Here is a 21,194-nt window from a genome sequence, read left to right on the forward strand (position 1 = left end):
TCTTAATATACTGAATCATGAAGTAGGGGCTAATTAAGGCCTCTACACTATAGGAATAACGGTAGTTGATGCATTATGAGTAAGTCGCCACAACCTCAAAAACCACAACCTAAAAAGCCTGCGGCCACGCCTAAAAAGGTCGCTGTAAAACCAACCGCTAACAAACAGCCTGCAAAAAAAAACGCCTCCCAAAAAGCTTCGTCTAAAAAAACAGCCACTAAAAAAGTTGCGGGTTCGCATCCATGGCTACATAAGCTTGGCAGTTTAGTGTTTAAAGTGACCTTAGTGGTCGTGGCTATTTTATTAGTGATTGGTATTTATTTAGATACTGTAGTGCGTAATAAAATGGATGGTCAAATCTGGGATTTACCTTCGGTTGTTTATGGACGCGTACTTACTTTGCATCCTCATCAGGCGATGACTCTTGGTGACGTTCGTCATGAGTTAGATGCGTTGCAGTATCATAAGGTTGCGACGCCACAGCGCATGGGTGAGTATTCCGCATCTGCAACTCGAATTGAATTAATTCGTCGACCATTTAAGTTTGTTGATGATCCCCAACCACAACAACATGTGATGCTTACATTCTCTGGTAGCACGTTGAGTAGTATTACCGATCTAACAACCAAGAAATCATTAAAAACCCTCAAGATAGAACCGAAATTATTAGGTATGTTAGGGCTAACGGGCAATGAACAACGGATATTTATGGCGCGGGATCAATTTCCACCGTTATTAATTGATGCATTGTTAACGACCGAAGATCGCGATTTTTATCAACATGAAGGAGTATCACCACTGGCAATTTTACGGGCGATGGTGGTTAACCTTAAAGCGGGTCATACCGTACAAGGGGGCAGTACGCTCACTCAGCAATTGGCGAAAAACCTATTTTTAAGTCGTGAACGTAGTTTATGGCGCAAAGTACGTGAAGCGTATATTGCCGTTATTATTGATTACCGTTACAGCAAAGATCGTATTTTAGAAGCCTATTTAAATGAAATTTACTTAGGTCAAAATGGTGCAAAAGAAATTCATGGTTTTCCCCTTGCGGCACGATTTTATTTCGGTCGCCCGTTAGAAGAACTGCGAGCCGATCAATTAGCAATGTTAGTCGGAATGGTAAAAGGACCGTCGCAATTTAATCCATGGCGTCATCCTGAGCGCACCATGAAACGCCGCGATTTAGTGTTGATGTTACTTTTGAAAAATAATTACCTTACTGGTGCGGAATATGAACAAGCAATTGCAGAGCCATTGGGAATTCAAAAGACACCTAAAATAGCGAGTCGGCAACCTGCGTATTTTCAACAATTACAGCGGGAGTTAGAACAAGATGTGGGTGATATTTACAAATCAGGTAAAGGACTACGTATTTTCAGCACTCTTGATCCAGTGTCACAACAAGCGGCAGAAAAAACTATTGCAGTGATGGTGCCACAATTAAATAAAAAGGCTGGCGTGAAAGTAGAAACAGCCATGGTGGTGGTTGATCGTCAATATGGTGCAGTAAGAGCATTGATTGGCGGTAGTCGTCCTGGTTATGCCGGATTTAACCGCGCGTTGGATGCGAGCCGTCAAATTGGTTCATTAGCCAAGCCAGCTGTCTATTTGGCTGCCTTAAGCCAACCACAGACGTTTACTTTAGCGACAACCTTGAGTGATCGAGCGATTGTTCTAAAAGGCAGTAAGGGAACATCGTGGCGACCAAGAAATTATGATCGTAAGTTCCGTGGGCAAGTACCGTTATATTATGCTTTAGCGCATTCATTAAATGTACCGACGGTAAACTTAGGTTTAAAGGTTGGGCTAAAAACGGTGATTAACACCATGGCTAGGCTGGGTGTTAAGCGCGATGAAATTCCTCATTTACCCTCGATATTATTAGGTGCATTTAGTTTATCGCCGTTTGAAGTGGCGCAAATGTACCAAAGCATAACTAATAATGGTCGTAAAGCGCCGCTGTATAGTCTTGATGCTGTCGTTGATAGTCAAGGGCGAGTGCTGTACCAACATCAGTCGCATATCGAGCAAGTGGTTGCTGAACAAGCGGCTTGGTTAACCACTTATGATATGAAAAAAGTAGTCAGTCAAGGAACCGCTCGTTTTCTTCAGAATAAATTTAGTTCTGCCAAGTTAGCGGGTAAAACGGGAACAACGGATAATAACCGTGATAGCTGGTTTGCAGGAGCCGATGGGCGTGAAGTTGGCGTAGTATGGGTTGGACGGGATGATAACACGCCAGTGCGTCTGACTGGTTCTAGTGGTGCGCTACGGGTTTATGCTGATTATCTTGCTCGTCGTCAACCGTTGCCATTAAATATCGGCTGGCCTCCTTATATCACTACGGTGAAGTATCAACGGGCAGCAAATGGCAGTTTACAATTTAATTGTAATGGTAATGTCTTATTACCTGCATGGGATAAGAACGGTGATTTAAAAGCGCAGTGTAATGATAGTCAGCCTGCAACATGGATTAAGCATATGTTTGCGGATTAGTAGAAAATAGGTAACAGCAGAAGATAGGAAAAGCAGGGACGAGTTTTCGAGGGGGGCGGAGAGCGAGGTGTTTAGCGACAAGTAAGGGCAGTCGCAAGATTATCATTGATAATGATGTTGCTGGTGTTGAAAGTCTCGAACCCTCGTTCCTTTTTCTTCAGACGAAAAAAAACCTCATCAAAGATGAGGCTTTCAAAAGATGGTGCCGACTACCGGAGTCGAACTGGTGACCTACTGATTACAAGTCAGTTGCTCTACCTACTGAGCTAAGTCGGCACACTAAATTCTTTTTAAATAACGAGTAAACTCATTATCTTTAATATGGTGCCTCGAGGCGGAATCGAACCACCGACACGAGGATTTTCAATCCTCTGCTCTACCGACTGAGCTATCAAGGCAAACACAGCAATCAAATTGCTATTGTTGCATTTCTTACCGAAGTAAGAGAATAAATGGTGCCGACTACCGGAGTCGAACTGGTGACCTACTGATTACAAGTCAGTTGCTCTACCTACTGAGCTAAGTCGGCACATTAATTCTTTTATATTCCTTTACTCTATTGAGTGAAGAAATAAATTTGGCTCCCTCTACTGGACTTGAACCAGTGACATACGGATTAACAGTCCGGCGTTCTACCAACTGAACTAAGAGGGAATTAACTTTTACTATTTAACTCGACAAATCGAATCAAATTTTAATATGGTGCCTCGAGGCGGAATCGAACCACCGACACGAGGATTTTCAATCCTCTGCTCTACCGACTGAGCTATCAAGGCAAACACAGCAATCAAATTGCTATTGTTGCATTTCTTACCGAAGTAAGAGAATAAATGGTGCCGACTACCGGAGTCGAACTGGTGACCTACTGATTACAAGTCAGTTGCTCTACCTACTGAGCTAAGTCGGCACATTAATTCTGTAATCTCTCCGCTCTATTGAACCAAGAAATAAATAGTGGCTCCCTCTACTGGACTTGAACCAGTGACATACGGATTAACAGTCCGGCGTTCTACCAACTGAACTAAGAGGGAACAGATTTTGTTGTTGCTTAACACCAAACTTCAAAAGAGAAGAAATGGTGCCTCGAGGCGGAATCGAACCACCGACACGAGGATTTTCAATCCTCTGCTCTACCGACTGAGCTATCAAGGCAACGGAGCGCATTAAAAAGGTTTTTGGCCTTGGCGTCAATGGTTTTTTTTTAAATAGTTACTGAGGTTATCTTTTTTGCGCTGATTGGTGGTATTTTGCACTTAAATATTCAGTTTTATGGTGTTTGTCAGTCACTGCAGAAGATACGCATTAGGTGGTAAAAGCGTTAAGAAGAAAGTATTTGGTAAAAAGTAGTGGTGATTTTGAGAGGTTAAAAATGATTGCTGAGGCGTGGTGGTTAAAATTAGAACAACTAGTTGAGTGTATTCTCTGATATACCAGTCTGATTTTTCGTCATTCCCTACAGTGAAGTTATGAATGAGATCGGGAATCTATAGTTTGCGCGCTGTAAATTAATTGTTTGGCTTCACTCTACTGGACTTGAACCAGTGATATGCGGATTAGCAGTCCGCCAAGCGTCTCATAAAGTGTTGCCAACTGAACTAAGAGGGCATTATCGAGTGGGGAGTCAACGATTTGATCAATGAAGTTTATTTCACTAAAGTACAGACGAAAAAAAACCTTGTCTTTCGACAAGGTTTTCTTATTTGGCTTCACTCTACTGGACTTGAACCAGTGACATACGGATTAGCAGTCCGCCAAGCTTCTCATAAAGTGTTGCCAACTGAACTAAGAGGGCATTATCGAGTGGGGAGTCAACGATTTGATCAATGAAGTTTATTTCACTAAAGTACAGACGAAAAAAAACCTTGTCTTTCGACAAGGTTTTCTTATTTGGCTCCCTCTACTGGACTTGAACCAGTGACATACGGATTAGCAGTCCGCCAAGCTTCTCATAAAGTGTTGCCAACTGAACTAAGAGGGCATTATCGAGTGGGGAGTCAACGATTTGATCAATGAAGTTTATTTCACTTTCGTACAGACGAAAAAAAACCTTGTCTTTCGACAAGGTTTTCTTATTTGGCTCCCTCTACTGGACTTGAACCAGTGACATACGGATTAACAGTCCGGCGTTCTACCAACTGAACTAAGAGGGAATTAACTTTTACTATTTAACTCGACAAATCGAATCAAATTTTAATATGGTGCCTCGAGGCGGAATCGAACCACCGACACGAGGATTTTCAATCCTCTGCTCTACCGACTGAGCTATCAAGGCAAACACAGCAATCAAATTGCTATTGTTGCATTTCTTACCGAAGTAAGAGAATAAATGGTGCCGACTACCGGAGTCGAACTGGTGACCTACTGATTACAAGTCAGTTGCTCTACCTACTGAGCTAAGTCGGCACATTAATTCTTTTATATTCCTTTACTCTATTGAGTGAAGAAATAAATTTGGCTCCCTCTACTGGACTTGAACCAGTGACATACGGATTAACAGTCCGGCGTTCTACCAACTGAACTAAGAGGGAATTAACTTTTACTATTTAACTCGACAAATCGAATCAAATTTTAATATGGTGCCTCGAGGCGGAATCGAACCACCGACACGAGGATTTTCAATCCTCTGCTCTACCGACTGAGCTATCAAGGCAAACACAGCAATCAAATTGCTATTGTTGCATTTCTTACCGAAGTAAGAGAATAAATGGTGCCGACTACCGGAGTCGAACTGGTGACCTACTGATTACAAGTCAGTTGCTCTACCTACTGAGCTAAGTCGGCACATTAATTCTGTAATCTCTCCGCTCTATTGAGCCAAGAAATAAATAGTGGCTCCCTCTACTGGACTTGAACCAGTGACATACGGATTAACAGTCCGGCGTTCTACCAACTGAACTAAGAGGGAACAGATTTTGTTGTTGCTTAACACCAAACTTCAAAAGAGAAGAAATGGTGCCTCGAGGCGGAATCGAACCACCGACACGAGGATTTTCAATCCTCTGCTCTACCGACTGAGCTATCAAGGCAACGGGGCGCTATTAAAAGGGTTTTGAGCCTTTTCGTCAACCCTTTTTTTAATAAAAAATAATTATCGCGTTTAAGTGTTGGCTTTTTGTTCGTTGTGGTGGCGTTTTTTACATTTTTGCTAATTTCCGCCGATGGAGTCACGGCGGAATAAGTTTTTGAACTTAATATTATTTTGTTGGTGGAGTATAGCCATCAATCACTACATCTTTACCTTCAAACAAAAATTTGACCATTTCTGTCTCAAGTAGTTGACGATGCTCGGGGTTCATCATATTAAGTTTTTTTTCATTGATCAGCATAGTCTGTTTAGCTTGCCATTGTGCCCATGCTTGTTTTGATACCGTATCAAAAATACGTTGACCAAGATCACCTGGGTACAATTGAAAATCTAGACCTTCAGCTTCTTGCTGTAGACGAACACAAAAAACAGTACGGCTCATGGAATATTCCTTATGCATTGATTATTAAATTACAGTGACAATGACTGTTTTTATAATTGCTGTATTTATAACAATAGTTATACCAGAGTAGGCAAGTAGCGGCTAGGGTCGAAACTGGAATAACAACCGCATAACTATTGTGGGTACAGCAATCCATCAAGGATTTTTTGTACTGGGGCCGCTAAACCAATTTTGGCAGGATCATGCAGATCATACCATTGCCCTTGGCGATCATGGATCACATTAGGAATTTGGTTTAACGTAAATAAAACGGGTGTAATATCAAGATGATAGTGGCTAAACGTATGTCTAAATGCGATCAGTTGCTGCTGATTGGCGATCATTGCTTGTGGCTGTTCGAGTTGTTGTAGCAGTAAATCATCAAGATTGTCGGTGTCATGCTGCGGGAAGCACCATAAGCCGCCCCAAATACCCACTTGTGGACGTTGTTCAAGCCATACTTTGTCGCCATAGCGTAAAATCGCAAACCAGGTTTGTTTTTCTGGCATCACTTTTTTAGGCTTCTTACCCGGAAATTCACTCTGACGTTGCTGTGCTTTAGCAAGACACTGAGCTTCAATTGGGCACAAATCGCATTTAGGTTTGCTACGAGTACAAATCATCGCCCCCATATCCATCATCGCTTGGTTGTAGCGTTCGACACCCATTGTTGGTGTATTTGCGGTGGCGATGTCCCATAGTGCATTTTCCACTGGCTTTTTACCTGGCCAGCCTTCAATCGCATAGCATCGAGCAAGAGTACGCTTTACGTTACCATCTAAAATCGGGTGATGTTGGTTTAATGATAGTGATAACACCGCCCCTGCGGTTGAGCGTCCAATACCCGGTAGGGCTTCAACTTCTGCAATCGTTGTTGGAAACTCACCATTATGCTCAGCGACAATTAATTGAGCGGCTTTGTGAAGATTACGAGCACGAGCGTAATAGCCCAATCCTGTCCATAAATGTAACACTTCATCTTGTTCGGCAGCGGCAAGATCAGCCACGGTAGGGAAGCGCGCCATAAAGCGTTCAAAGTAAGGGATCACCGTAGCAACTTGAGTCTGCTGCAACATAATTTCAGATAACCATACTTTGTAAGGGGTTTTTTGATATTGCCATGGTAGGGTTTTTCGGCCGAATTTATCATACCAAGCTAAAATAGCGTCGGAAAAAGCTGTTCTCACGATGGGCTCACTTTACTTAAGAGACTTAAAAAATGTCATGGTGCGCTTTATTATGGAATGAGGTTGCGGAAAGTTGGAGTCCGTGGAGACGATCCCTTATACTGCAACTCATCAATGTAATGGCGTCTATAATGACGTTATTGACTAAGATTGCATCATAAACTGGCGATTATCACAATTGATAGACTTGAATTGAGCCTATAAGTTTGGATAATGCCGTTCCGTTTCTTTTTTTGTTTGGATAGTTAGCATGAGCGAAGTTTCAAAAAAGTCAGGTGACGTAACTCTGACTGAATTTACCGATGAAGGCAAAATGGTTCGTAAGATCCGCAGTTTTGTTCGTCGTGAAGGCCGTTTAACCAAGGGCCAAGAAAATGCGATGGAAAAAAACTGGCCAGCTATGGGTATTGATTTCGCCACTGAAATGCTGGACTGGACACAAGTCTTTAACCGTGAAGCGCCAGTTGTATTAGAAATCGGTTTTGGTATGGGTGCATCATTGGTTGAAATGGCACAAGCGGCGCCAGAGAAAAACTTTGTTGGTATCGAAGTTCACACTCCAGGTGTTGGTCACTGTTTAATGGGCGCTGAAGCGGCTAATTTAACTAACTTACGCGTAATGTGTCATGACGGTGTGGAAGTGTTTGAACACATGATCCCTGATGGCAGCCTTGATATGGTGCAGTTATTCTTCCCAGACCCATGGCATAAAGCGCGTCACCATAAGCGTCGTATTGTTCAGCCTGAATTTGCTGAAATGCTACGTAAAAAGCTTAAAATTGGTGGTATTTTCCATATGGCAACAGACTGGGAAAATTACGCAGAGCACATGGTTGAAGTGATGGATGCGGCACCTGGCTACAAGAATACTGCTACTGATGGTGCTTACATTGCACGCCCAGAAGATCGTCCTTTAACTAAGTTTGAAGCACGTGGTCATCGCCTAGGTCATGGCGTATGGGATATGAAGTACATGCGTACTGAATAATGGCAGAGATTGCTGTAAGCAGCGATTAGCGTGACAGCAATGCTTGCATTATTTATTTAGAAAGCCAACTTTTGTTGGCTTTTTTGTTATTGGAGATGAAGTAAATGAAGCCGACAGAGAGCTTGCTCAATGGCATTTTAGATGAAGTTAGACCATTGATTGGTCAAGGAAAAGTCGCTAACTATATTCCAGCTTTAGCTGAAGTTCCTGCGAATAAATTAGGCATCGCTGTGTGTTATAACGATGGCGAAATTATTCAAGCAGGTGATAGCCAAGAAAGCTTTTCTATTCAATCGATCTCCAAAGTTTTAGCACTGACATTAGCGATGGCACTTTATGAACCCGATGAATTATGGGCGCGAGTAGGTAAAGAGCCGTCAGGTCAGGCATTTAATTCAATGATTCAGTTGGAATTAGAAAATGGCATTCCGCGTAATCCATTTATTAATCCTGGTGCGATTGTTATTTCTGACATGCTATATAGCCGCTTGTGCGCCCCGCAATACCGTATGCTTGAATTAGTGCGTGAATTATCCTGCAACCCACAGATTGTTTACGACAAAATTGTAGCTAATTCAGAGATGCAACACAGTGATCGTAATGCTTCGATTGCTTATTTAATGCGTTCATTTGGTAACTTTAATAATGAAGTAATGCCTGTACTTAATAACTATTTTAGTTACTGCGCATTAAAGATGAGTTGCGTTGATTTAGCGCGAACATTTTCTTATTTAGCAAATAAAGGTCAGCCTTTAGGTGCAAAAACGCCAATAATTAGCCAAACTCAAAGTAAGCATATAAATGCATTGCTTGCGACATGTGGGTTATATGATGGCGCGGGAGAGTTTGCTTACCGCGTTGGTATGCCGGGTAAATCAGGTGTTGGTGGCGGTATTGTGGCGATTGTGCCGGGAGAAATGACAATTGCGGTGTGGTCGCCAGAATTGGATCAATCAGGAAACTCTTTGGTGGGTACCGCAGCATTAGAAAAGTTATCAGCACGGATTGGACGTTCTATTTTTTAGTGGGTGTATATCGAAATGATATGTCGCAACCCACTTTTTAGGGAAGCGAGTATTATTGATGAATATTAAATCTTATATAAAAACCAGCTGTGGGTTATTACTTGGACTGAGTATGAGTTCATCTGTTGTGGCTGTCGAGTGTCAGCCATTGTGGCAGAATAATCTAAGCTTTACGGATGAAAAATTAATTTTAGAGCAAGACACACAGACCTTTACGATTAAAGATAATGGTCAGCTTTATTTTGATATCCATAAAGTAAATTTAGGCCCGCAACAAACAGCGTTATTGGCACAATATTATCAAACGATCACCACAGATTTGCCGTATGTTTTATCTCATGGTCAGCACATTGATACCACGCTCTGTAATTTTGCCGCTGTACGTGTTGATAAAGAAAATCAAATTCGACAACAGATTCCAGCATTGAAAAATTGGCGAAGTGTCAGTTTAAAATAAGTGACTTCTTTGGCGTTTTATCTTTAATGAGCAGTAAGTAAAAAAGCGATTCACTGGGTGATATCGCTTTTTTGTGATGATTTTTTACATGCTGTTAAGTTCGAATCAGACGAAGTAATTACTCTTCATCTTCAACAAAAGCGGCTAATAAATCATTTAAAAATAATTTACCATGTTCAGTGATCTGCCATTGATCGCCATTATCTTGTAAATAATTTTGTTCAATCGCCCAATCGATATTAGCTTCAATGGTTGTTAACGCTAAGCCAGTACGATCAATGAAGTCTTGCTTTGGACAGGCTTCTAATAATCGAAATCTGTTCATGAAGAATTCAAAAGGACGTTCACTATCAGCTACTGCAATTTGCTCGTTTAAATAAGGCTTATCCGCTTGTAAATATCCACGAGGATGTTTGACCTTTACGGTGCGAATAATACGGCCATCATCAAAACTTATTTTGCCATGGGCGCCACAACCGATACCTAAGTAATCACCAAAGCGCCAATAATTAAGATTATGTTGGCATTGCTTTCCAGGCTTGCTGTAGCCAGAAATTTCATATTGTTGATAACCTGCAGCGGTTAACAACGCATGACCTTGCTCAAAAATATCCCATAAATCATCGTCATCAGGTAATGTCGGTGGTTTTGAGTAATACAGAGTATTGGGCTCAATTGTCAGTTGATACCAAGATAGATGTGGCGGATCAAGGGCGATCGCTTGCTTAAGATCACTGATCGCATCTGCAATAGATTGATCGGGTAAGCCATGCATCAGATCGGTATTAAAGCTGTTTAATCCAGCTGATTGTGCCAGTTCAATTGCCTTAATCGCTTCTTGGCTACCGTGAATACGTCCTAAACGCTGTAATTTTTGATCTTGGAAACTTTGAATACCAATTGAAATTCGGTTCACCCCCGCTTGGCGATAACCATCAAAGCGTCCCGCTTCAACCGTACCTGGGTTGGCTTCCATGGTGATCTCAATATTATCACTAAATGGAATACGGGCTTCAATAGCAGCCAGTAAGCGACCGATTTCAGCTGGCGAAATTAAACTTGGCGTACCACCACCAATAAAAATTGAATGCAGTGGTCGTTGACCATTAACTAATTGGTATGCCATCAGATCGGTTTCAAGATCGTCAATTAACGCATCAATATAATCAAGTTCTGGCAATTCAGTTTTTAGCGCATGCGAATTAAAGTCGCAATAGGGGCACTTTTGGACACACCAAGGAATGTGAACATATAAGCTAAGTGGTGGAGGAACAAGCATGAGTTAGCCTTTTAGTGCACTGAAAAGTTGTTGAAGCGCTTTACCACGGTGTGATAGTTGCTTTTTACGACTTGGATCGAGTTGCGCTGAAGCACATTGATCTTCTGGCACCCAGAAAATAGGATCATAACCAAAGCCATTATCACCATGACGTTCAGTTAAAATGCTGCCTTCCCATGAACCATGACAAACTAATGGCGTTGGATCATTTTCGTGACGCATCATCACTAAGACACAATGGAAACGCGCACTGCGTTGTGCTTCTGGAACACCGTCCATTGCCGCAAGTAATTTATCAATATTTTCAGCATCAGTGGCACCTTCACCAGCGAAACGAGCAGAATAAATACCCGGTGCGCCTTGAAGATAATCAACCTCAAGCCCCGAATCATCAGCAATGGCAGCACAACCGGTTTCTTTAGCGGCATGGCGTGCCTTGATGATCGCATTTTCAATAAAAGTGGTGCCTGTTTCTGCCACTTCTGAAACATTAAAATCGCTTTGAGCGACAACATCAAAACCAAAGTCAGCAAGTAGGGACGCCATTTCTTTTACTTTGCCTTGATTGCCTGTTGCCAGTACCAGTTTGCTCATATTGATGCCTTTTGAAAACGTTAATTCGTTAATGACTGCTATGATAGCCGTTGTGTGGGTAATAACAAAGCCGCGCATAGTACAAGATGATTGTTTGCGGTTTATATCTTGTTATGGTTTATATGCCAATTTATGTATCAATGTACTGCAATAAAAAAAGCGAATACCCATAGGATATTCGCTTTTTTAGGATAACAGTTGGCAGTAATACTATTGCATTAGATTGGCAATAGTTTCTGGAATCTGTTTTGGATCTTCAATTCGAATTTGCTTGTGGCGGCCTTGAAAGCCTTTTTCCACATGAACTAATCCCTTGGCAACTTTAAATTGCTTGGCTAAATATTTGGCTAAATGCGCATTTGCCTTGCCATCAACGGGTGGCGCTGTAATGGCAATTTTTACTTTACCACCATGCAGACCAACGATTTGATCACGGCTGGCTTTAGGTTGAATGTAGAGTCGAATAACGACATCATCACCTTGGCGAAATACAGCATTATCACTCATAATTGGAACCAAATTGGACCAATTAAATCACCCATCAAATAGTTAGCAAACTGCAATCCTAAGAAGATCACTAGAATACTTAAATCAAGACCACCCATAGCAGGTAGTACGCGACGAATAGGTGCCATTAGTGGTTCTGTTAGCTGGTGCATCACGTATTCCATTGGGCTGCGACCTTGGCTGACCCAACTTAAAATGGCACGAATTAATAATACCCAGAATAATAATCCGCCAGCCGCTTTAATCAGTGCCAATAAACCAAAGAATAAGAACATTGGACTAAAGGCTGATGCACCGCCTGTTAATGCGAGTTGTAGCAGAATAAATTTAGCCACACATAATACGTAACCAAATAAAATGGTTGCCATATCAATAGAGCCAATTGATGGGATCACACGACGTAACGGTGCCACAACTGGTTGAGTTGCTTTGACGATAAATTGTGAGAATGGGTTATAAAAATCTGCTCGTGACCATTGTAACCAAACACGTAGCAACACAATCATGATGTAGAGATCAAAGACTGTGGTAATTAAAAAAGCGAGTGAATTCATAATTAAACCTTAAAACAATTGTTCCATTTCTTGAGCACGAGCAACAGCAGCTTGCATTGCCTTAGCCACGATTTCTGTTAAATGATGCTGATTGAACGTATTAATCGCTTCTGCTGTAGTGCCGCCTTTAGAAGTCACTTGCTGACGTAGTGTAGCAAGATCCGTTTCTGGATTTGCTTGCACCATTTCTGCTGCGCCTAATGCGGTTTGTTGAACGAGCAAGCGTGCGGTTTGTTCATCAAAACCTTGTGCTATTGCTTGTTGTTGAATCGCTTCCATAAATAAGAAGAAGTAAGCGGGTGCACTGCCTGCTGCAGCAATGATACCATTGATATCTGCTTCTTGTTTAACCCAGCAAATTTCACCGACAGCTTGCAGTAATTGGCTCGCAAATTGATGATCTTGCGGTGCTAATGTTGAATCAGCATATAAGCCGCTCATGCCCTTACCAATTAATGCTGGTGTGTTTGGCATTACGCGTACTAAATGCAATTGGCTATCAAGCATCGTTGCTAATCGAGCGCTGTTAATACCAGCAGCAATAGAGATCACTAATTTATTACTGAAATCTACCGCTTGCAATGGTAAACAAACTTCAGCCATCAATTGAGGTTTTACTGCCAGTACAATAACATCAGCTTGCTGTGCTGCACGTAGGTTATTACTGTCGGTATGAATACCAAAATCACGGCTTAATGGTGCTAGACGGGTTTCACTAGGTGCCGTAGCGGTGATTTTACTTGCATCATAACCACTGGCAATTAACCCGGCGATGATTGAACGTGCCATGTTACCGGCACCGATAAAAGCGATAGAACGCTGTTCCATGTAATATCCTTTGCTGTTGGTACGACGCGCAAACAAGTCGGCTGAGTCGTTGACCGTTATTAAAAAACTATTGTTAGGCTTTAAAAACCATTATTAGATTAGGCTTGGTTGCTATAATCACGCGCACCAAACAGGGCGGTACCAATACGAACCATAGTACTTCCTGCTGCAATAGCCGCTTCCATGTCACCGCTCATGCCCATTGATAACGTATCAAGTTGCGGATGGTGTGGTTTTAGTTGTTCTAATAAATCCGCTAATGCTTTAAAAGCAGCGAATTGGCTATCATAATCGGTTTCTGGTTGTGGGATCGACATTAATCCACGTAAAGTTAATTGAGGCATGGTTGCAATGGCTGCAGCGAGCTCTATAACCTCATTTGCGGAAATGCCTGATTTACTTGCTTCACCGCTGGTATTAACTTGCAACAACACATTTAACGGTGCCATTGTTGTTGGTCGTTGTTCATTTAAACGGGTTGCTGTTTTTAGGCGATCAATGGAATGAACCCAATCAAAATGCTCAGCAATCGGGCGAGTTTTATTTGATTGAATTGGACCAATAAAGTGCCAAACTAATTGTTTTGCAGCGGGATGGCTCGCAAAATAATTAACTTTATCAACCCCTTCCTGAACGTAGTTTTCACCAAAAGCAAATAGACCGGCGTCAATCGCTTGTTCGATTGCAGTAACGGGCTTAGTTTTACTTACTGCTAGCAGTTGCACTGAATCGATGTCTCTACCGCATTTTTCAGTTGCGAGTGCCATCTCATTGATGACCTGTGTAATATTTTGCTTAATACTGTTCATAATTAATTCTTGAGGAAAGTTGTTTATGGATATTACCGAATTACTCGATTTTAGTGTAAAGCATAACGCATCAGATCTGCACCTTTCTGCGGGTGTTCCACCAATAATAAGGGTGGATGGTGATGTGAGAAAGCTCAGTTTACCTGCTTTAACTCATACAGAAGTGCACCAATTGATCTTTGATATTATGAACGATGCACAGCGTCGAGAATATGAAGAAAAATTAGAAGTCGATTTTTCTTTTGAATTACCTGAAGTTGGTCGTTTCAGGGTTAATGCTTTTCATCAGTCTCGTGGTGCTTCTGCTGTACTACGAACTATCCCTATGAATATTCCTACGTTAGCGTCACTGAATGTTCCTGAGGTTTTTTATGATATTGCGCAGCTTAACCGTGGGTTAGTACTGGTCACTGGCGCAACGGGCTCAGGTAAATCAACCACCATTGCCGCCTTAGTAGATTACATCAATAGCAACTATCAACGCCATATATTGACCATTGAAGATCCGATCGAATTTGTCCATACCAGTAAAAGCTGTCTGATCAATCAACGTGAAGTGCATCGCGATACCTTAAGTTTCCAAAATGCACTGCGATCATCATTGCGTGAAGATCCCGATGTGATTGTCGTGGGTGAGTTGCGTGATCAAGAAACCATTAGTTTGGCATTAACGGCAGCTGAAACCGGTCACTTGGTATTAGGTACTTTGCATACCAGTTCAGCAGCTAAAACGGTTGACCGTATTATTGATGTTTTTCCTGGTAATGATAAATCGATGGTGCGCTCAATGTTGTCAGAATCATTGCGCGCCGTTGTGGCACAAAACTTATTGAAGTGTACCTCTGGTGGTCGTGTTGCGTGTCATGAAGTGATGATGGCAACGCCGGCTATTCGTAATTTAATCCGTGAAGATAAAATTGCTCAGATGTATTCGATGATTCAAACCGGTTCATCACTTGGTATGCAGACCATGGAACAAAGTGTAAAAATGCTGGTGGCACAAGGAATGGTAGCTGCCGAAGAAGGGCGTCGTATTCTTGATAGTAATCAACGTGGATTTTAGATAAATGAATAATTGCATGACGTTAGATGACATTCTTGAACAGGTTGTTATTAAAAAAGCTTCTGATTTATATATTACGGTTGATTCAGCGTGTTTATTAAAAATTGACGGTAATCTGCATGATATAGGCAAGGTATTAACCCGTGATGATGTTGATAGTTTGTTTGATCAAGCGATGGATGCCAACCTCAGACAGGAGTTTATCAGTACCAAAGAAGCTAATTTTGCTTTAGTGCGTAATGAACATCGATTTCGTGTCAGTGCTTTTTGGCAACGAGAATTACCCGGAATGGTGATCCGTCGTATTGAATCTCAAATTCCGCAAATAAGTGACTTGCAGTTACCGATTGAGATGGAGCGATTAGCATTATCGAAACGGGGTTTGGTATTAATTGTCGGGGCGACAGGTTCTGGTAAATCAACCTCAATGGCAGCCATGACGGGCTATCGTAATCAGCATCGAAGTGGGCATATTTTAACGGTTGAAGATCCAATTGAATTTGTTCATAAACACAACAAATGCATTGTCACTCAGCGTGAAGTTGGGCTGGACACTGCTAGCTATGAAGTGGCACTAAAAAATTCATTACGCCAAGCACCAGATATGATTTTGATTGGTGAAATTCGTACTCGTGAAACGATGGAATATGCGATGAATTTTGCTGAAACTGGCCATTTATGTATGGCAACGTTGCATGCCAATAATGCTAATCAGGCATTAGAGCGAATTTTACATTTAGTACCTGAAGAACGACGTGATCAATTTTTATTTGATTTATCTCTTAATCTTAAATGTATTTTGGCGCAGCAGTTAGTTGCTGATGCTAATGGTGTTGGTCGCCATGGTGTGTATGAATTATTACTGAATACACCGCGAGTTGCCGATTTAATTCGACGGGGTGATTTGTATGAAATTAAAGATGTGATGGCGAAATCAACGGATGCAGGAATGATAACGTTTGACCAGTCATTGTATGCGTTATTTAGCGAAGGAAAAATAACTGAGCAAGATGCGCTGTACCATGCCGACTCCGCTAATGATTTACGGTTAATGATTAAATTGGGTGATCATAGTATTCAGCCGTTAAGTAGTTTATCGGGAGTAACGCTTGAAAACAGTTAAAGTCTATGATGATCCTTTTGCTAAAGGAACATCATGGGCAAATTGTTAATAATTATGGCCTGTACAAGTGTTTTTATTTAACTTGTTGTTTTGTAGGTTTTTTATTTTAAGTTTTCAACGCAAAATACAGTGGATAAGCTTTTGGGTTTAAGTGATCAAAAAGCTGTACAAGCTGATCAAGCCAGTGATACTGCAGCTTGAGAAACAAAGAGAAGTGATTTAGAAAACAGCTGTCAGCTTTGTGATGATCTTATGAGCTAAAGCTGTACCAGACAAAAAAAAGACAAGCTCCAGATAGAAGCTTGTCTTTTTTTTTATGTTTTTAGCCTGAGGTGATGATTAATTTTTTACTGTTGATTAAGCGCCGTATTGACGTTCAAACCAACTTTCTAAAATCACTACTGCAGATTGTGAATCGATGTTGCCTTTACTTAATGAACGATAACCACCACGTTCAAACAAGTCAGCTTTGGCTTCCACTGTACTTAACCGTTCATCGTGTAATTCAACCGCGTAGCCAAATCGACCATGAATACGGTTAGCAAATTTCTTTGCCCGTGGTGCGATGGTTTCAAGTTCTTTACCTGCAAGATCTAATGGTAAGCCCACTACAATTAAATCGGGTTGCCATTCTTTTAAGATTTTTTCAATGTCATCCCAATTAGGAATACCATCTTTGGCCTTTAAAGCGGCGAGTGGACTGGCTGTGCCAGTGAGTTCTTGACCGATAGCAGCACCAATACTTTTGGTGCCGTAATCAAAGCTTAATACGCTGCGAGATTGACTCATGCATGACCTATATCTGATGACAGATTCGCGGGGCTAATACCTAATATTGCCATGGCTTGTTGCCAGCGCTGATCTATCGGAGTGGAAAAAATAATGTTGCTATCAGCTTCAATAGTGAGCCAATTATTATCCGCTAATTCTTGCTCAAGTTGACCGACATCCCACCCAGCATAACCGAGTGCAACAAGAAATTGTTGTGGTGCTTGGTCAGTACCTAGTTGAGCTAAAATATCTAAAGAAGTGGTAACAGCAAGTTGAGGCGTAATTACAATACTGGAGCTATAATCCGCTTGAATTGAGTGCAATACAAAGCCGCGATCTTCGGCAACAGGCCCACCATTAAGAACGGGAGCTTCAATACTTATAGGATCAACGAGCGGTCGTGTGCGTTCAATATCAATTTGATCAAGCATATCTGCAATTGAGATCTCAATCGGTTGATTAATGATGATGCCCATTGCACCTTCATCATTATGTTCACACACATAAATGACACTATGTTTGAAATTTGGATCTTGCATAGTGGGCATAGCCACTAAGAAATGATTGGTCAGATTCATTTACAACACCATTAAATACACGTCAGCACCGATGTTGGTGTTGATAATAAAAAGCAGCGATAAAATATAATCGCTGCATTCTTGATTTGATTATGGCTGATGTTTAACGCTTAGGTAATGTTAGTTAGCGTTAATACGGCGTTCAATCGCATCCATTAATTTACCTGTGATTGAAATATCAAATGCAGCTTCAATTTCACAAATACAGGTTGGGCTAGTGACGTTAATTTCAGTTAGCTTGTCGCCAATCACATCAAGACCGACAAAGATTAAGCCTTTCTGTTTTAAAATTGGCGCTACAGTTTCGGCAATCTTACGATCAGTATCGCTAATTGGACGCGCTTCACCACGACCGCCAGCGGCTAAGTTACCACGGGTTTCGCCTTTGGCTGGAATACGCGCTAGGCAATATGGCATTGGCTCGCCATCAACCACTAAAATACGTTTATCACCGTTACTGATATCAGGCACAAATGTTTGCGCCATGCAGTAGTTTTCACCCATTGCGGTTAGCGTTTCAATGATCACAGATACGTTAGGATCATTTTTCATTACGCGGAAAATAGACGAGCCACCCATACCATCAAGTGGTTTTAGAATCACATCACCGTGCTGTTGGTGAAATGCTTTTAGTTTCTCAGCACGACGAGTCACAATCGTGGTTGGCGTTAGCTCTGGGAACCATGCAGTAAATAGCTTTTCATTACAATCACGTAGGCTTTGCGGTTTATTAACGATTAATGCACCGTTATCTTCTGCGCGCTCAAGAATGTAAGTCGCATAAATGTATTCAGTATCAAACGGAGGATCTTTACGCATTAATACCGCATCAAGATCAGCGAGTGGGATCTCTTGCTCATTATGGAATTCAAACCAGTCGTTTGGATCTTTTTTTACAGTGACAGTGCGCGTACGTGCAATTGCAACACCTTGCTCTAAAGAAAGATCACTCATTTCTATATAGTGTAATTCCCAACCACGATGTTGTGCTTCCATCATCATGGCAAAGGTTGAATCTTTTTTGATATTGATAGACTGGATAGGGTCCATCACAATACCTAGCTTGATCATTGTTTTCTCCTGATTACTTAGCCTAGATCACCAAAGCGAACTTGCAGTGCGGTAATGGCTGTCATTGCGGTAGTCTCAGTGCGTAATACACGTGGGCCTAATAAGATTTCGTCAAATTTATATTGCTCTGTCATGCTAATTTCTTCAGCAGACAAGCCACCTTCAGGACCAATCAATAACCGAACTTTCGTTACTGGGGTAGGGAGGGTGTTAATAGAATAATGCGCTCGAGGGTGCAAATTCAGTTTTAGACCATCATATTCTTCTGCGCACCATTGCTCCAGTTTCATTACAGGGCGAATGGTTGGTACGACATTACGGCCACATTGCTCACAGGCTGCAATAGCGATTTTTTGCCACTGTTCAAGTTTTTTCTCAAAGCGTTCAGCATTGAGTTTAACGCCACAACGCTCTGAAATAAGTGGTGTAATGGTGTTAACACCCAACTCAACTGATTTTTGAATCGTGAACTCCATTTTATCACCGCGTGAAATCACTTGGCCTAAGTGAATATCTAAGGGTGATTCAATACTGTGTTCAATGCGCTCTTGAATCTCAACTTCAACACTTTTTTTGCTGGCGCTGCTAATAACAGCAGGGAACTCAGCGTTACTGCCATCAAACAGTAATACTTGTTGTCCAACTTGCATACGCATAACGCGGCCAACATGGTTAGCCGCATCGTCGCTAAGCATAACCGTACCTTGGCTTGGTAAAGGTTGTGGATGGTAAATTCGTGGAATTCTCATGATGCGGTCATCTGTCGTAATGATTGAGTAATATCAGATATTACCACGGTTAGCGGCAGAGGGAGGGCAAAAGTTAATGTCTGAAATCGCCTAAATAGAGCCGAATAAACAATAATGGTCGCGTTAAATGATGACCATTATTATCAGAGAATATTTGGTTTATCAGTTAGGCGTAAACCAAATATTTATGGGGCTGTTTACGCCATTACCGCAAAGCGAGGGAGGGGAGGATATCAAAAATTGGCTTTTTCACATGCCTCAACAACGAAAGTATTGTGATTACCTTGTTTAGCCGCAATCAGTTGATCACGTTGGCACTCCCATTGTGTCACTGGGTATTGTTTATGCCATGCTGCCATTAATTGTCGTTGCTGTTTTGATAGTGAAAAATCATATTGTTGGTTCATGTATAAGTAAGTACGCGCTATTGCTCCACGTGCTGATTCTGGAGGGTTTGCGCGTTTATTTTTAAAATCTATTCGCATTTTGCATTGCCCATAACTAACACCACTATCGTCATTCCAAGGTCTGAAATTAAAGTTAGAACGATCGCCATTTACCTCTCCGATAGCTGGGGTTAAATTGTGAAGATCAGCCTCCATTACTCTAAATTTTTGAACCTTCTTACAGGCTTTGCGGCCGCCTTCTTGCCAACACTGAAGTTGATGACCAAATTGCCATGCAGGAACAACATGCTCCCACTCAATACGACTTGCGCGTCGCTGTTGTTTTCTGACTTTATAACCACATTGTTCTAATTCAGGTACACCTTTTTTATTGACCCATTTAATTGGGCAGCCACAATAAAAACTAACGGGATGTGCTTGATAGATTTCAACAGCGATTTTTTTTGATTTAGCAAAAGAGGTTGAAGAAGAAGGGTCTGCAACAGTAACTGTAGGTATCAATGCGGCGAAGATAAGCCAGTTAGATGGAAATTTCATTGAATATCCCAATAAAAAATAAACAGTAGTTTTAGCTTACTGATATTTATCTTTTTGGGAGGGTGCAGACGCTATGCTGTAACTGTTAATTCACGTTATTACTATAACTGAACATTATTCTGATTATTGAGCATCAGTCTTATATTGTAACGGTTGTTTGCATTTGCGACAGTGGTAGCTCGCTTGACCGCGTTTAACCTTATTATGGCGACGAATAGTGAGTGGGTATTCACTACATGGGCAGTGGTAAATATAAGTTGTGCCTGCTACTGAACTGACATTAAAGTTGTGAGTAGTTTTAGGTTCGACATTAAACACAGCTGTCATGATTATTTGCCATTCGCGACCATGAGGACGAACGCGACCAAAGTGTTTAAATACCACTAAATGGGCAACTTCGTGAGCAACTACCTCATTGATAAAGGCATCAGGATTTTCAGCCAGCAAGATGGGGTTAAAGCGTAATTCCCATTTTTGTAGATGGGCTGTTCCGGCAATTTTTCCACGCTGATTAAAATTTACAGTGGGCATAGGCAGGCGTTTATTGAGGCGTTGATTAGCATGTTTGATGCAGCACTCTACGTGAGTAAGCACTTGCTTTTGTAGCGGTGTCATAGTGTGAAATACCCTAGATTAATCGATTGTGCAGCAGAGAATAAACGTGATCGACTATACACGGCAGGATAAATATTGACGATTAT

The 21,194-nt window shown here is 41.5% G+C and carries 20 protein-coding genes and 18 tRNA genes; 6 read left to right on the plus strand and 32 right to left on the minus strand.

The genetic code is table 11. From position 1 onward, the window contains the following. Positions 1-75 precede the first annotated feature (75 nt). A complete protein-coding gene (mrcB, locus tag OC457_RS02065; RefSeq protein WP_080174532.1) occupies positions 76-2,499 on the plus strand; it encodes a penicillin-binding protein 1B in 2,424 nt (807 codons plus the stop codon). A gap of 200 nt (positions 2,500-2,699) precedes the next feature. Here mrcB and OC457_RS02070 read toward each other — a convergent pair. The 20 genes from OC457_RS02070 to mutY all read right to left on the minus strand — a co-directional run bounded on the left by OC457_RS02070 (position 2,700) and on the right by mutY (position 7,153). After that, positions 2,700-2,775 (minus strand) — tRNA-Thr (locus OC457_RS02070). A 46-nt stretch (positions 2,776-2,821) separates the two neighbouring features. After that, positions 2,822-2,897, minus strand: a tRNA-Phe gene (locus tag OC457_RS02075). A gap of 55 nt (positions 2,898-2,952) precedes the next feature. Next, positions 2,953-3,028: transfer RNA gene (locus OC457_RS02080), tRNA-Thr, on the minus strand. A 49-nt stretch (positions 3,029-3,077) separates the two neighbouring features. After that, positions 3,078-3,153: transfer RNA gene (locus OC457_RS02085), tRNA-Asn, on the minus strand. Between the two features lie 46 nt (positions 3,154-3,199). Further along, positions 3,200-3,275: transfer RNA gene (locus OC457_RS02090), tRNA-Phe, on the minus strand. A 55-nt stretch (positions 3,276-3,330) separates the two neighbouring features. Next, positions 3,331-3,406, minus strand: a tRNA-Thr gene (locus OC457_RS02095). A 48-nt stretch (positions 3,407-3,454) separates the two neighbouring features. Continuing rightward, positions 3,455-3,530, minus strand: a tRNA-Asn gene (locus tag OC457_RS02100). Positions 3,531-3,575: 45 nt separating this feature from the next. After that, a tRNA-Phe gene (locus OC457_RS02105) sits at positions 3,576-3,651 on the minus strand. A 366-nt stretch (positions 3,652-4,017) separates the two neighbouring features. Continuing rightward, positions 4,018-4,103, minus strand: a tRNA-Ser gene (locus OC457_RS02110). Positions 4,104-4,204: 101 nt separating this feature from the next. Further along, a tRNA-Ser gene (locus OC457_RS02115) sits at positions 4,205-4,290 on the minus strand. 283 nt (positions 4,291-4,573) lie between these two features. Further along, positions 4,574-4,649 (minus strand) — tRNA-Asn (locus tag OC457_RS02120). A gap of 46 nt (positions 4,650-4,695) precedes the next feature. After that, positions 4,696-4,771, minus strand: a tRNA-Phe gene (locus OC457_RS02125). Between the two features lie 55 nt (positions 4,772-4,826). Next, positions 4,827-4,902, minus strand: a tRNA-Thr gene (locus tag OC457_RS02130). 49 nt (positions 4,903-4,951) lie between these two features. Then, positions 4,952-5,027 (minus strand) — tRNA-Asn (locus tag OC457_RS02135). Positions 5,028-5,073: 46 nt separating this feature from the next. Then, positions 5,074-5,149 (minus strand) — tRNA-Phe (locus tag OC457_RS02140). A gap of 55 nt (positions 5,150-5,204) precedes the next feature. Next, positions 5,205-5,280 (minus strand) — tRNA-Thr (locus OC457_RS02145). A 48-nt stretch (positions 5,281-5,328) separates the two neighbouring features. Next, a tRNA-Asn gene (locus tag OC457_RS02150) sits at positions 5,329-5,404 on the minus strand. A 45-nt stretch (positions 5,405-5,449) separates the two neighbouring features. Further along, positions 5,450-5,525, minus strand: a tRNA-Phe gene (locus tag OC457_RS02155). A 168-nt stretch (positions 5,526-5,693) separates the two neighbouring features. Then, the gene (locus OC457_RS02160) at positions 5,694-5,966 is read right to left on the minus strand and encodes an oxidative damage protection protein (protein WP_080174533.1); all 273 of its coding nucleotides are present in this window, start codon (positions 5,964-5,966) and stop codon (positions 5,694-5,696) included. 134 nt (positions 5,967-6,100) lie between these two features. Then, entirely contained in the window at positions 6,101-7,153 is a 1,053-nt protein-coding gene (gene mutY, locus OC457_RS02165) for an A/G-specific adenine glycosylase (protein WP_080174534.1), read from the minus strand. 250 nt (positions 7,154-7,403) lie between these two features. Between mutY and trmB the strand changes: the two genes are divergently transcribed. From trmB to OC457_RS02180, 3 genes are all read left to right on the plus strand, one after another. Then, the gene (gene trmB / locus OC457_RS02170; protein ID WP_061000740.1) at positions 7,404-8,141 is read left to right on the plus strand and encodes a tRNA (guanosine(46)-N7)-methyltransferase TrmB; all 738 of its coding nucleotides are present in this window, start codon (positions 7,404-7,406) and stop codon (positions 8,139-8,141) included. Between the two features lie 104 nt (positions 8,142-8,245). After that, on the plus strand, positions 8,246-9,166 hold the full coding sequence (gene glsB, locus OC457_RS02175) for a glutaminase B (RefSeq protein WP_080174535.1): 921 nt from the start codon (positions 8,246-8,248) through the stop codon (positions 9,164-9,166). Between the two features lie 112 nt (positions 9,167-9,278). Continuing rightward, complete coding sequence (locus OC457_RS02180) at positions 9,279-9,623, plus strand: DUF2884 family protein (RefSeq protein ID WP_159447852.1); 345 nt, start codon at positions 9,279-9,281, stop codon at positions 9,621-9,623. Between the two features lie 118 nt (positions 9,624-9,741). Here the strand turns inward: OC457_RS02180 and hemW are convergent, their stop codons facing one another. From hemW to OC457_RS02210, 6 genes are all read right to left on the minus strand, one after another. Then, a complete protein-coding gene (gene hemW, locus OC457_RS02185) occupies positions 9,742-10,902 on the minus strand; it encodes a radical SAM family heme chaperone HemW (RefSeq protein WP_080174537.1) in 1,161 nt (386 codons plus the stop codon). Between the two features lie 3 nt (positions 10,903-10,905). Then, complete coding sequence (locus OC457_RS02190) at positions 10,906-11,496, minus strand: XTP/dITP diphosphatase (protein ID WP_080174560.1); 591 nt, start codon at positions 11,494-11,496, stop codon at positions 10,906-10,908. Between the two features lie 210 nt (positions 11,497-11,706). Then, positions 11,707-12,003, minus strand: a complete 297-nt coding sequence (yggU, locus tag OC457_RS02195) for a DUF167 family protein YggU (protein WP_080174538.1) — start codon at positions 12,001-12,003, stop codon at positions 11,707-11,709. Continuing rightward, complete coding sequence (locus OC457_RS02200; protein WP_045037796.1) at positions 12,000-12,557, minus strand: YggT family protein; 558 nt, start codon at positions 12,555-12,557, stop codon at positions 12,000-12,002. Before OC457_RS02200 ends, yggU begins: the two co-directional genes overlap by 4 nt. A gap of 9 nt (positions 12,558-12,566) precedes the next feature. Then, positions 12,567-13,385, minus strand: coding sequence for a pyrroline-5-carboxylate reductase (gene proC, locus OC457_RS02205; protein WP_080174539.1), 819 nt, complete (start codon positions 13,383-13,385; stop codon positions 12,567-12,569). A 98-nt stretch (positions 13,386-13,483) separates the two neighbouring features. Next, on the minus strand, positions 13,484-14,194 hold the full coding sequence (locus tag OC457_RS02210; RefSeq protein WP_080174540.1) for a YggS family pyridoxal phosphate-dependent enzyme: 711 nt from the start codon (positions 14,192-14,194) through the stop codon (positions 13,484-13,486). 25 nt (positions 14,195-14,219) lie between these two features. Between OC457_RS02210 and OC457_RS02215 the strand changes: the two genes are divergently transcribed. Further along, positions 14,220-15,257 (plus strand): type IV pilus twitching motility protein PilT, encoded by a 1,038-nt coding sequence (locus OC457_RS02215; RefSeq protein ID WP_080174541.1) that lies wholly within the window; start codon positions 14,220-14,222, stop codon positions 15,255-15,257. Positions 15,258-15,273: 16 nt separating this feature from the next. Further along, positions 15,274-16,380, plus strand: a complete 1,107-nt coding sequence (locus OC457_RS02220) for a PilT/PilU family type 4a pilus ATPase (RefSeq protein WP_080174542.1) — start codon at positions 15,274-15,276, stop codon at positions 16,378-16,380. Positions 16,381-16,737: 357 nt separating this feature from the next. Here OC457_RS02220 and ruvX read toward each other — a convergent pair whose 3' ends face one another. The 6 genes from ruvX to OC457_RS02250 form a co-directional block, all read right to left on the minus strand. Beyond that, entirely contained in the window at positions 16,738-17,169 is a 432-nt protein-coding gene (gene ruvX / locus OC457_RS02225) for a Holliday junction resolvase RuvX (protein WP_080174543.1), read from the minus strand. Beyond that, positions 17,166-17,729: a YqgE/AlgH family protein gene (locus OC457_RS02230; RefSeq protein ID WP_080174544.1), complete on the minus strand. Its 564-nt coding sequence runs from the start codon at positions 17,727-17,729 to the stop codon at positions 17,166-17,168. The genes ruvX and OC457_RS02230 overlap by 4 nt, the downstream gene beginning before the upstream one ends. 120 nt (positions 17,730-17,849) lie before the next feature. Then, positions 17,850-18,800, minus strand: a complete 951-nt coding sequence (gene gshB / locus OC457_RS02235) for a glutathione synthase (protein ID WP_080174545.1) — start codon at positions 18,798-18,800, stop codon at positions 17,850-17,852. Between the two features lie 17 nt (positions 18,801-18,817). Then, positions 18,818-19,549 carry a 16S rRNA (uracil(1498)-N(3))-methyltransferase gene (rsmE, locus tag OC457_RS02240; protein WP_080174546.1) on the minus strand — a complete coding sequence of 244 codons (732 nt, stop codon included), beginning with the start codon at positions 19,547-19,549 and terminating at the stop codon, positions 18,818-18,820. Between the two features lie 233 nt (positions 19,550-19,782). Continuing rightward, the gene (locus OC457_RS02245; RefSeq protein WP_080174547.1) at positions 19,783-20,493 is read right to left on the minus strand and encodes an endonuclease; all 711 of its coding nucleotides are present in this window, start codon (positions 20,491-20,493) and stop codon (positions 19,783-19,785) included. 123 nt (positions 20,494-20,616) lie between these two features. Then, positions 20,617-21,108: a SprT family zinc-dependent metalloprotease gene (locus tag OC457_RS02250; RefSeq protein ID WP_080174548.1), complete on the minus strand. Its 492-nt coding sequence runs from the start codon at positions 21,106-21,108 to the stop codon at positions 20,617-20,619. Between the last annotated feature and the right edge of the window lie 86 nt (positions 21,109-21,194).

The organism is Photobacterium toruni, assembly GCF_024529955.1.
Classification (GTDB): Bacteria; Pseudomonadota; Gammaproteobacteria; order Enterobacterales; family Vibrionaceae; genus Photobacterium; species Photobacterium toruni.

Coding starts and splice junctions, on each gene's coding strand:
- mrcB (WP_080174532.1), top strand. CDS start 76: ATGAGTAAGTCGCCACAACCTCAAAAACCACAACCTAAAAAGCCTGCG.
- OC457_RS02160 (WP_080174533.1), bottom strand. CDS start 5,966: ATGAGCCGTACTGTTTTTTGTGTTCGTCTACAGCAAGAAGCTGAAGGT.
- trmB (WP_061000740.1), top strand. CDS start 7,404: ATGAGCGAAGTTTCAAAAAAGTCAGGTGACGTAACTCTGACTGAATTT.
- glsB (WP_080174535.1), top strand. CDS start 8,246: ATGAAGCCGACAGAGAGCTTGCTCAATGGCATTTTAGATGAAGTTAGA.
- OC457_RS02180 (WP_159447852.1), top strand. CDS start 9,279: ATGAGTTCATCTGTTGTGGCTGTCGAGTGTCAGCCATTGTGGCAGAAT.
- hemW (WP_080174537.1), bottom strand. CDS start 10,902: ATGCTTGTTCCTCCACCACTTAGCTTATATGTTCACATTCCTTGGTGT.
- OC457_RS02190 (WP_080174560.1), bottom strand. CDS start 11,496: ATGAGCAAACTGGTACTGGCAACAGGCAATCAAGGCAAAGTAAAAGAA.
- yggU (WP_080174538.1), bottom strand. CDS start 12,003: ATGAGTGATAATGCTGTATTTCGCCAAGGTGATGATGTCGTTATTCGA.
- OC457_RS02200 (WP_045037796.1), bottom strand. CDS start 12,557: ATGAATTCACTCGCTTTTTTAATTACCACAGTCTTTGATCTCTACATC.
- proC (WP_080174539.1), bottom strand. CDS start 13,385: ATGGAACAGCGTTCTATCGCTTTTATCGGTGCCGGTAACATGGCACGT.
- OC457_RS02210 (WP_080174540.1), bottom strand. CDS start 14,194: ATGAACAGTATTAAGCAAAATATTACACAGGTCATCAATGAGATGGCA.
- OC457_RS02215 (WP_080174541.1), top strand. CDS start 14,220: ATGGATATTACCGAATTACTCGATTTTAGTGTAAAGCATAACGCATCA.
- OC457_RS02220 (WP_080174542.1), top strand. CDS start 15,274: ATGACGTTAGATGACATTCTTGAACAGGTTGTTATTAAAAAAGCTTCT.
- ruvX (WP_080174543.1), bottom strand. CDS start 17,169: ATGAGTCAATCTCGCAGCGTATTAAGCTTTGATTACGGCACCAAAAGT.
- OC457_RS02230 (WP_080174544.1), bottom strand. CDS start 17,729: ATGAATCTGACCAATCATTTCTTAGTGGCTATGCCCACTATGCAAGAT.
- gshB (WP_080174545.1), bottom strand. CDS start 18,800: ATGATCAAGCTAGGTATTGTGATGGACCCTATCCAGTCTATCAATATC.
- rsmE (WP_080174546.1), bottom strand. CDS start 19,549: ATGAGAATTCCACGAATTTACCATCCACAACCTTTACCAAGCCAAGGT.
- OC457_RS02245 (WP_080174547.1), bottom strand. CDS start 20,493: ATGAAATTTCCATCTAACTGGCTTATCTTCGCCGCATTGATACCTACA.
- OC457_RS02250 (WP_080174548.1), bottom strand. CDS start 21,108: ATGACACCGCTACAAAAGCAAGTGCTTACTCACGTAGAGTGCTGCATC.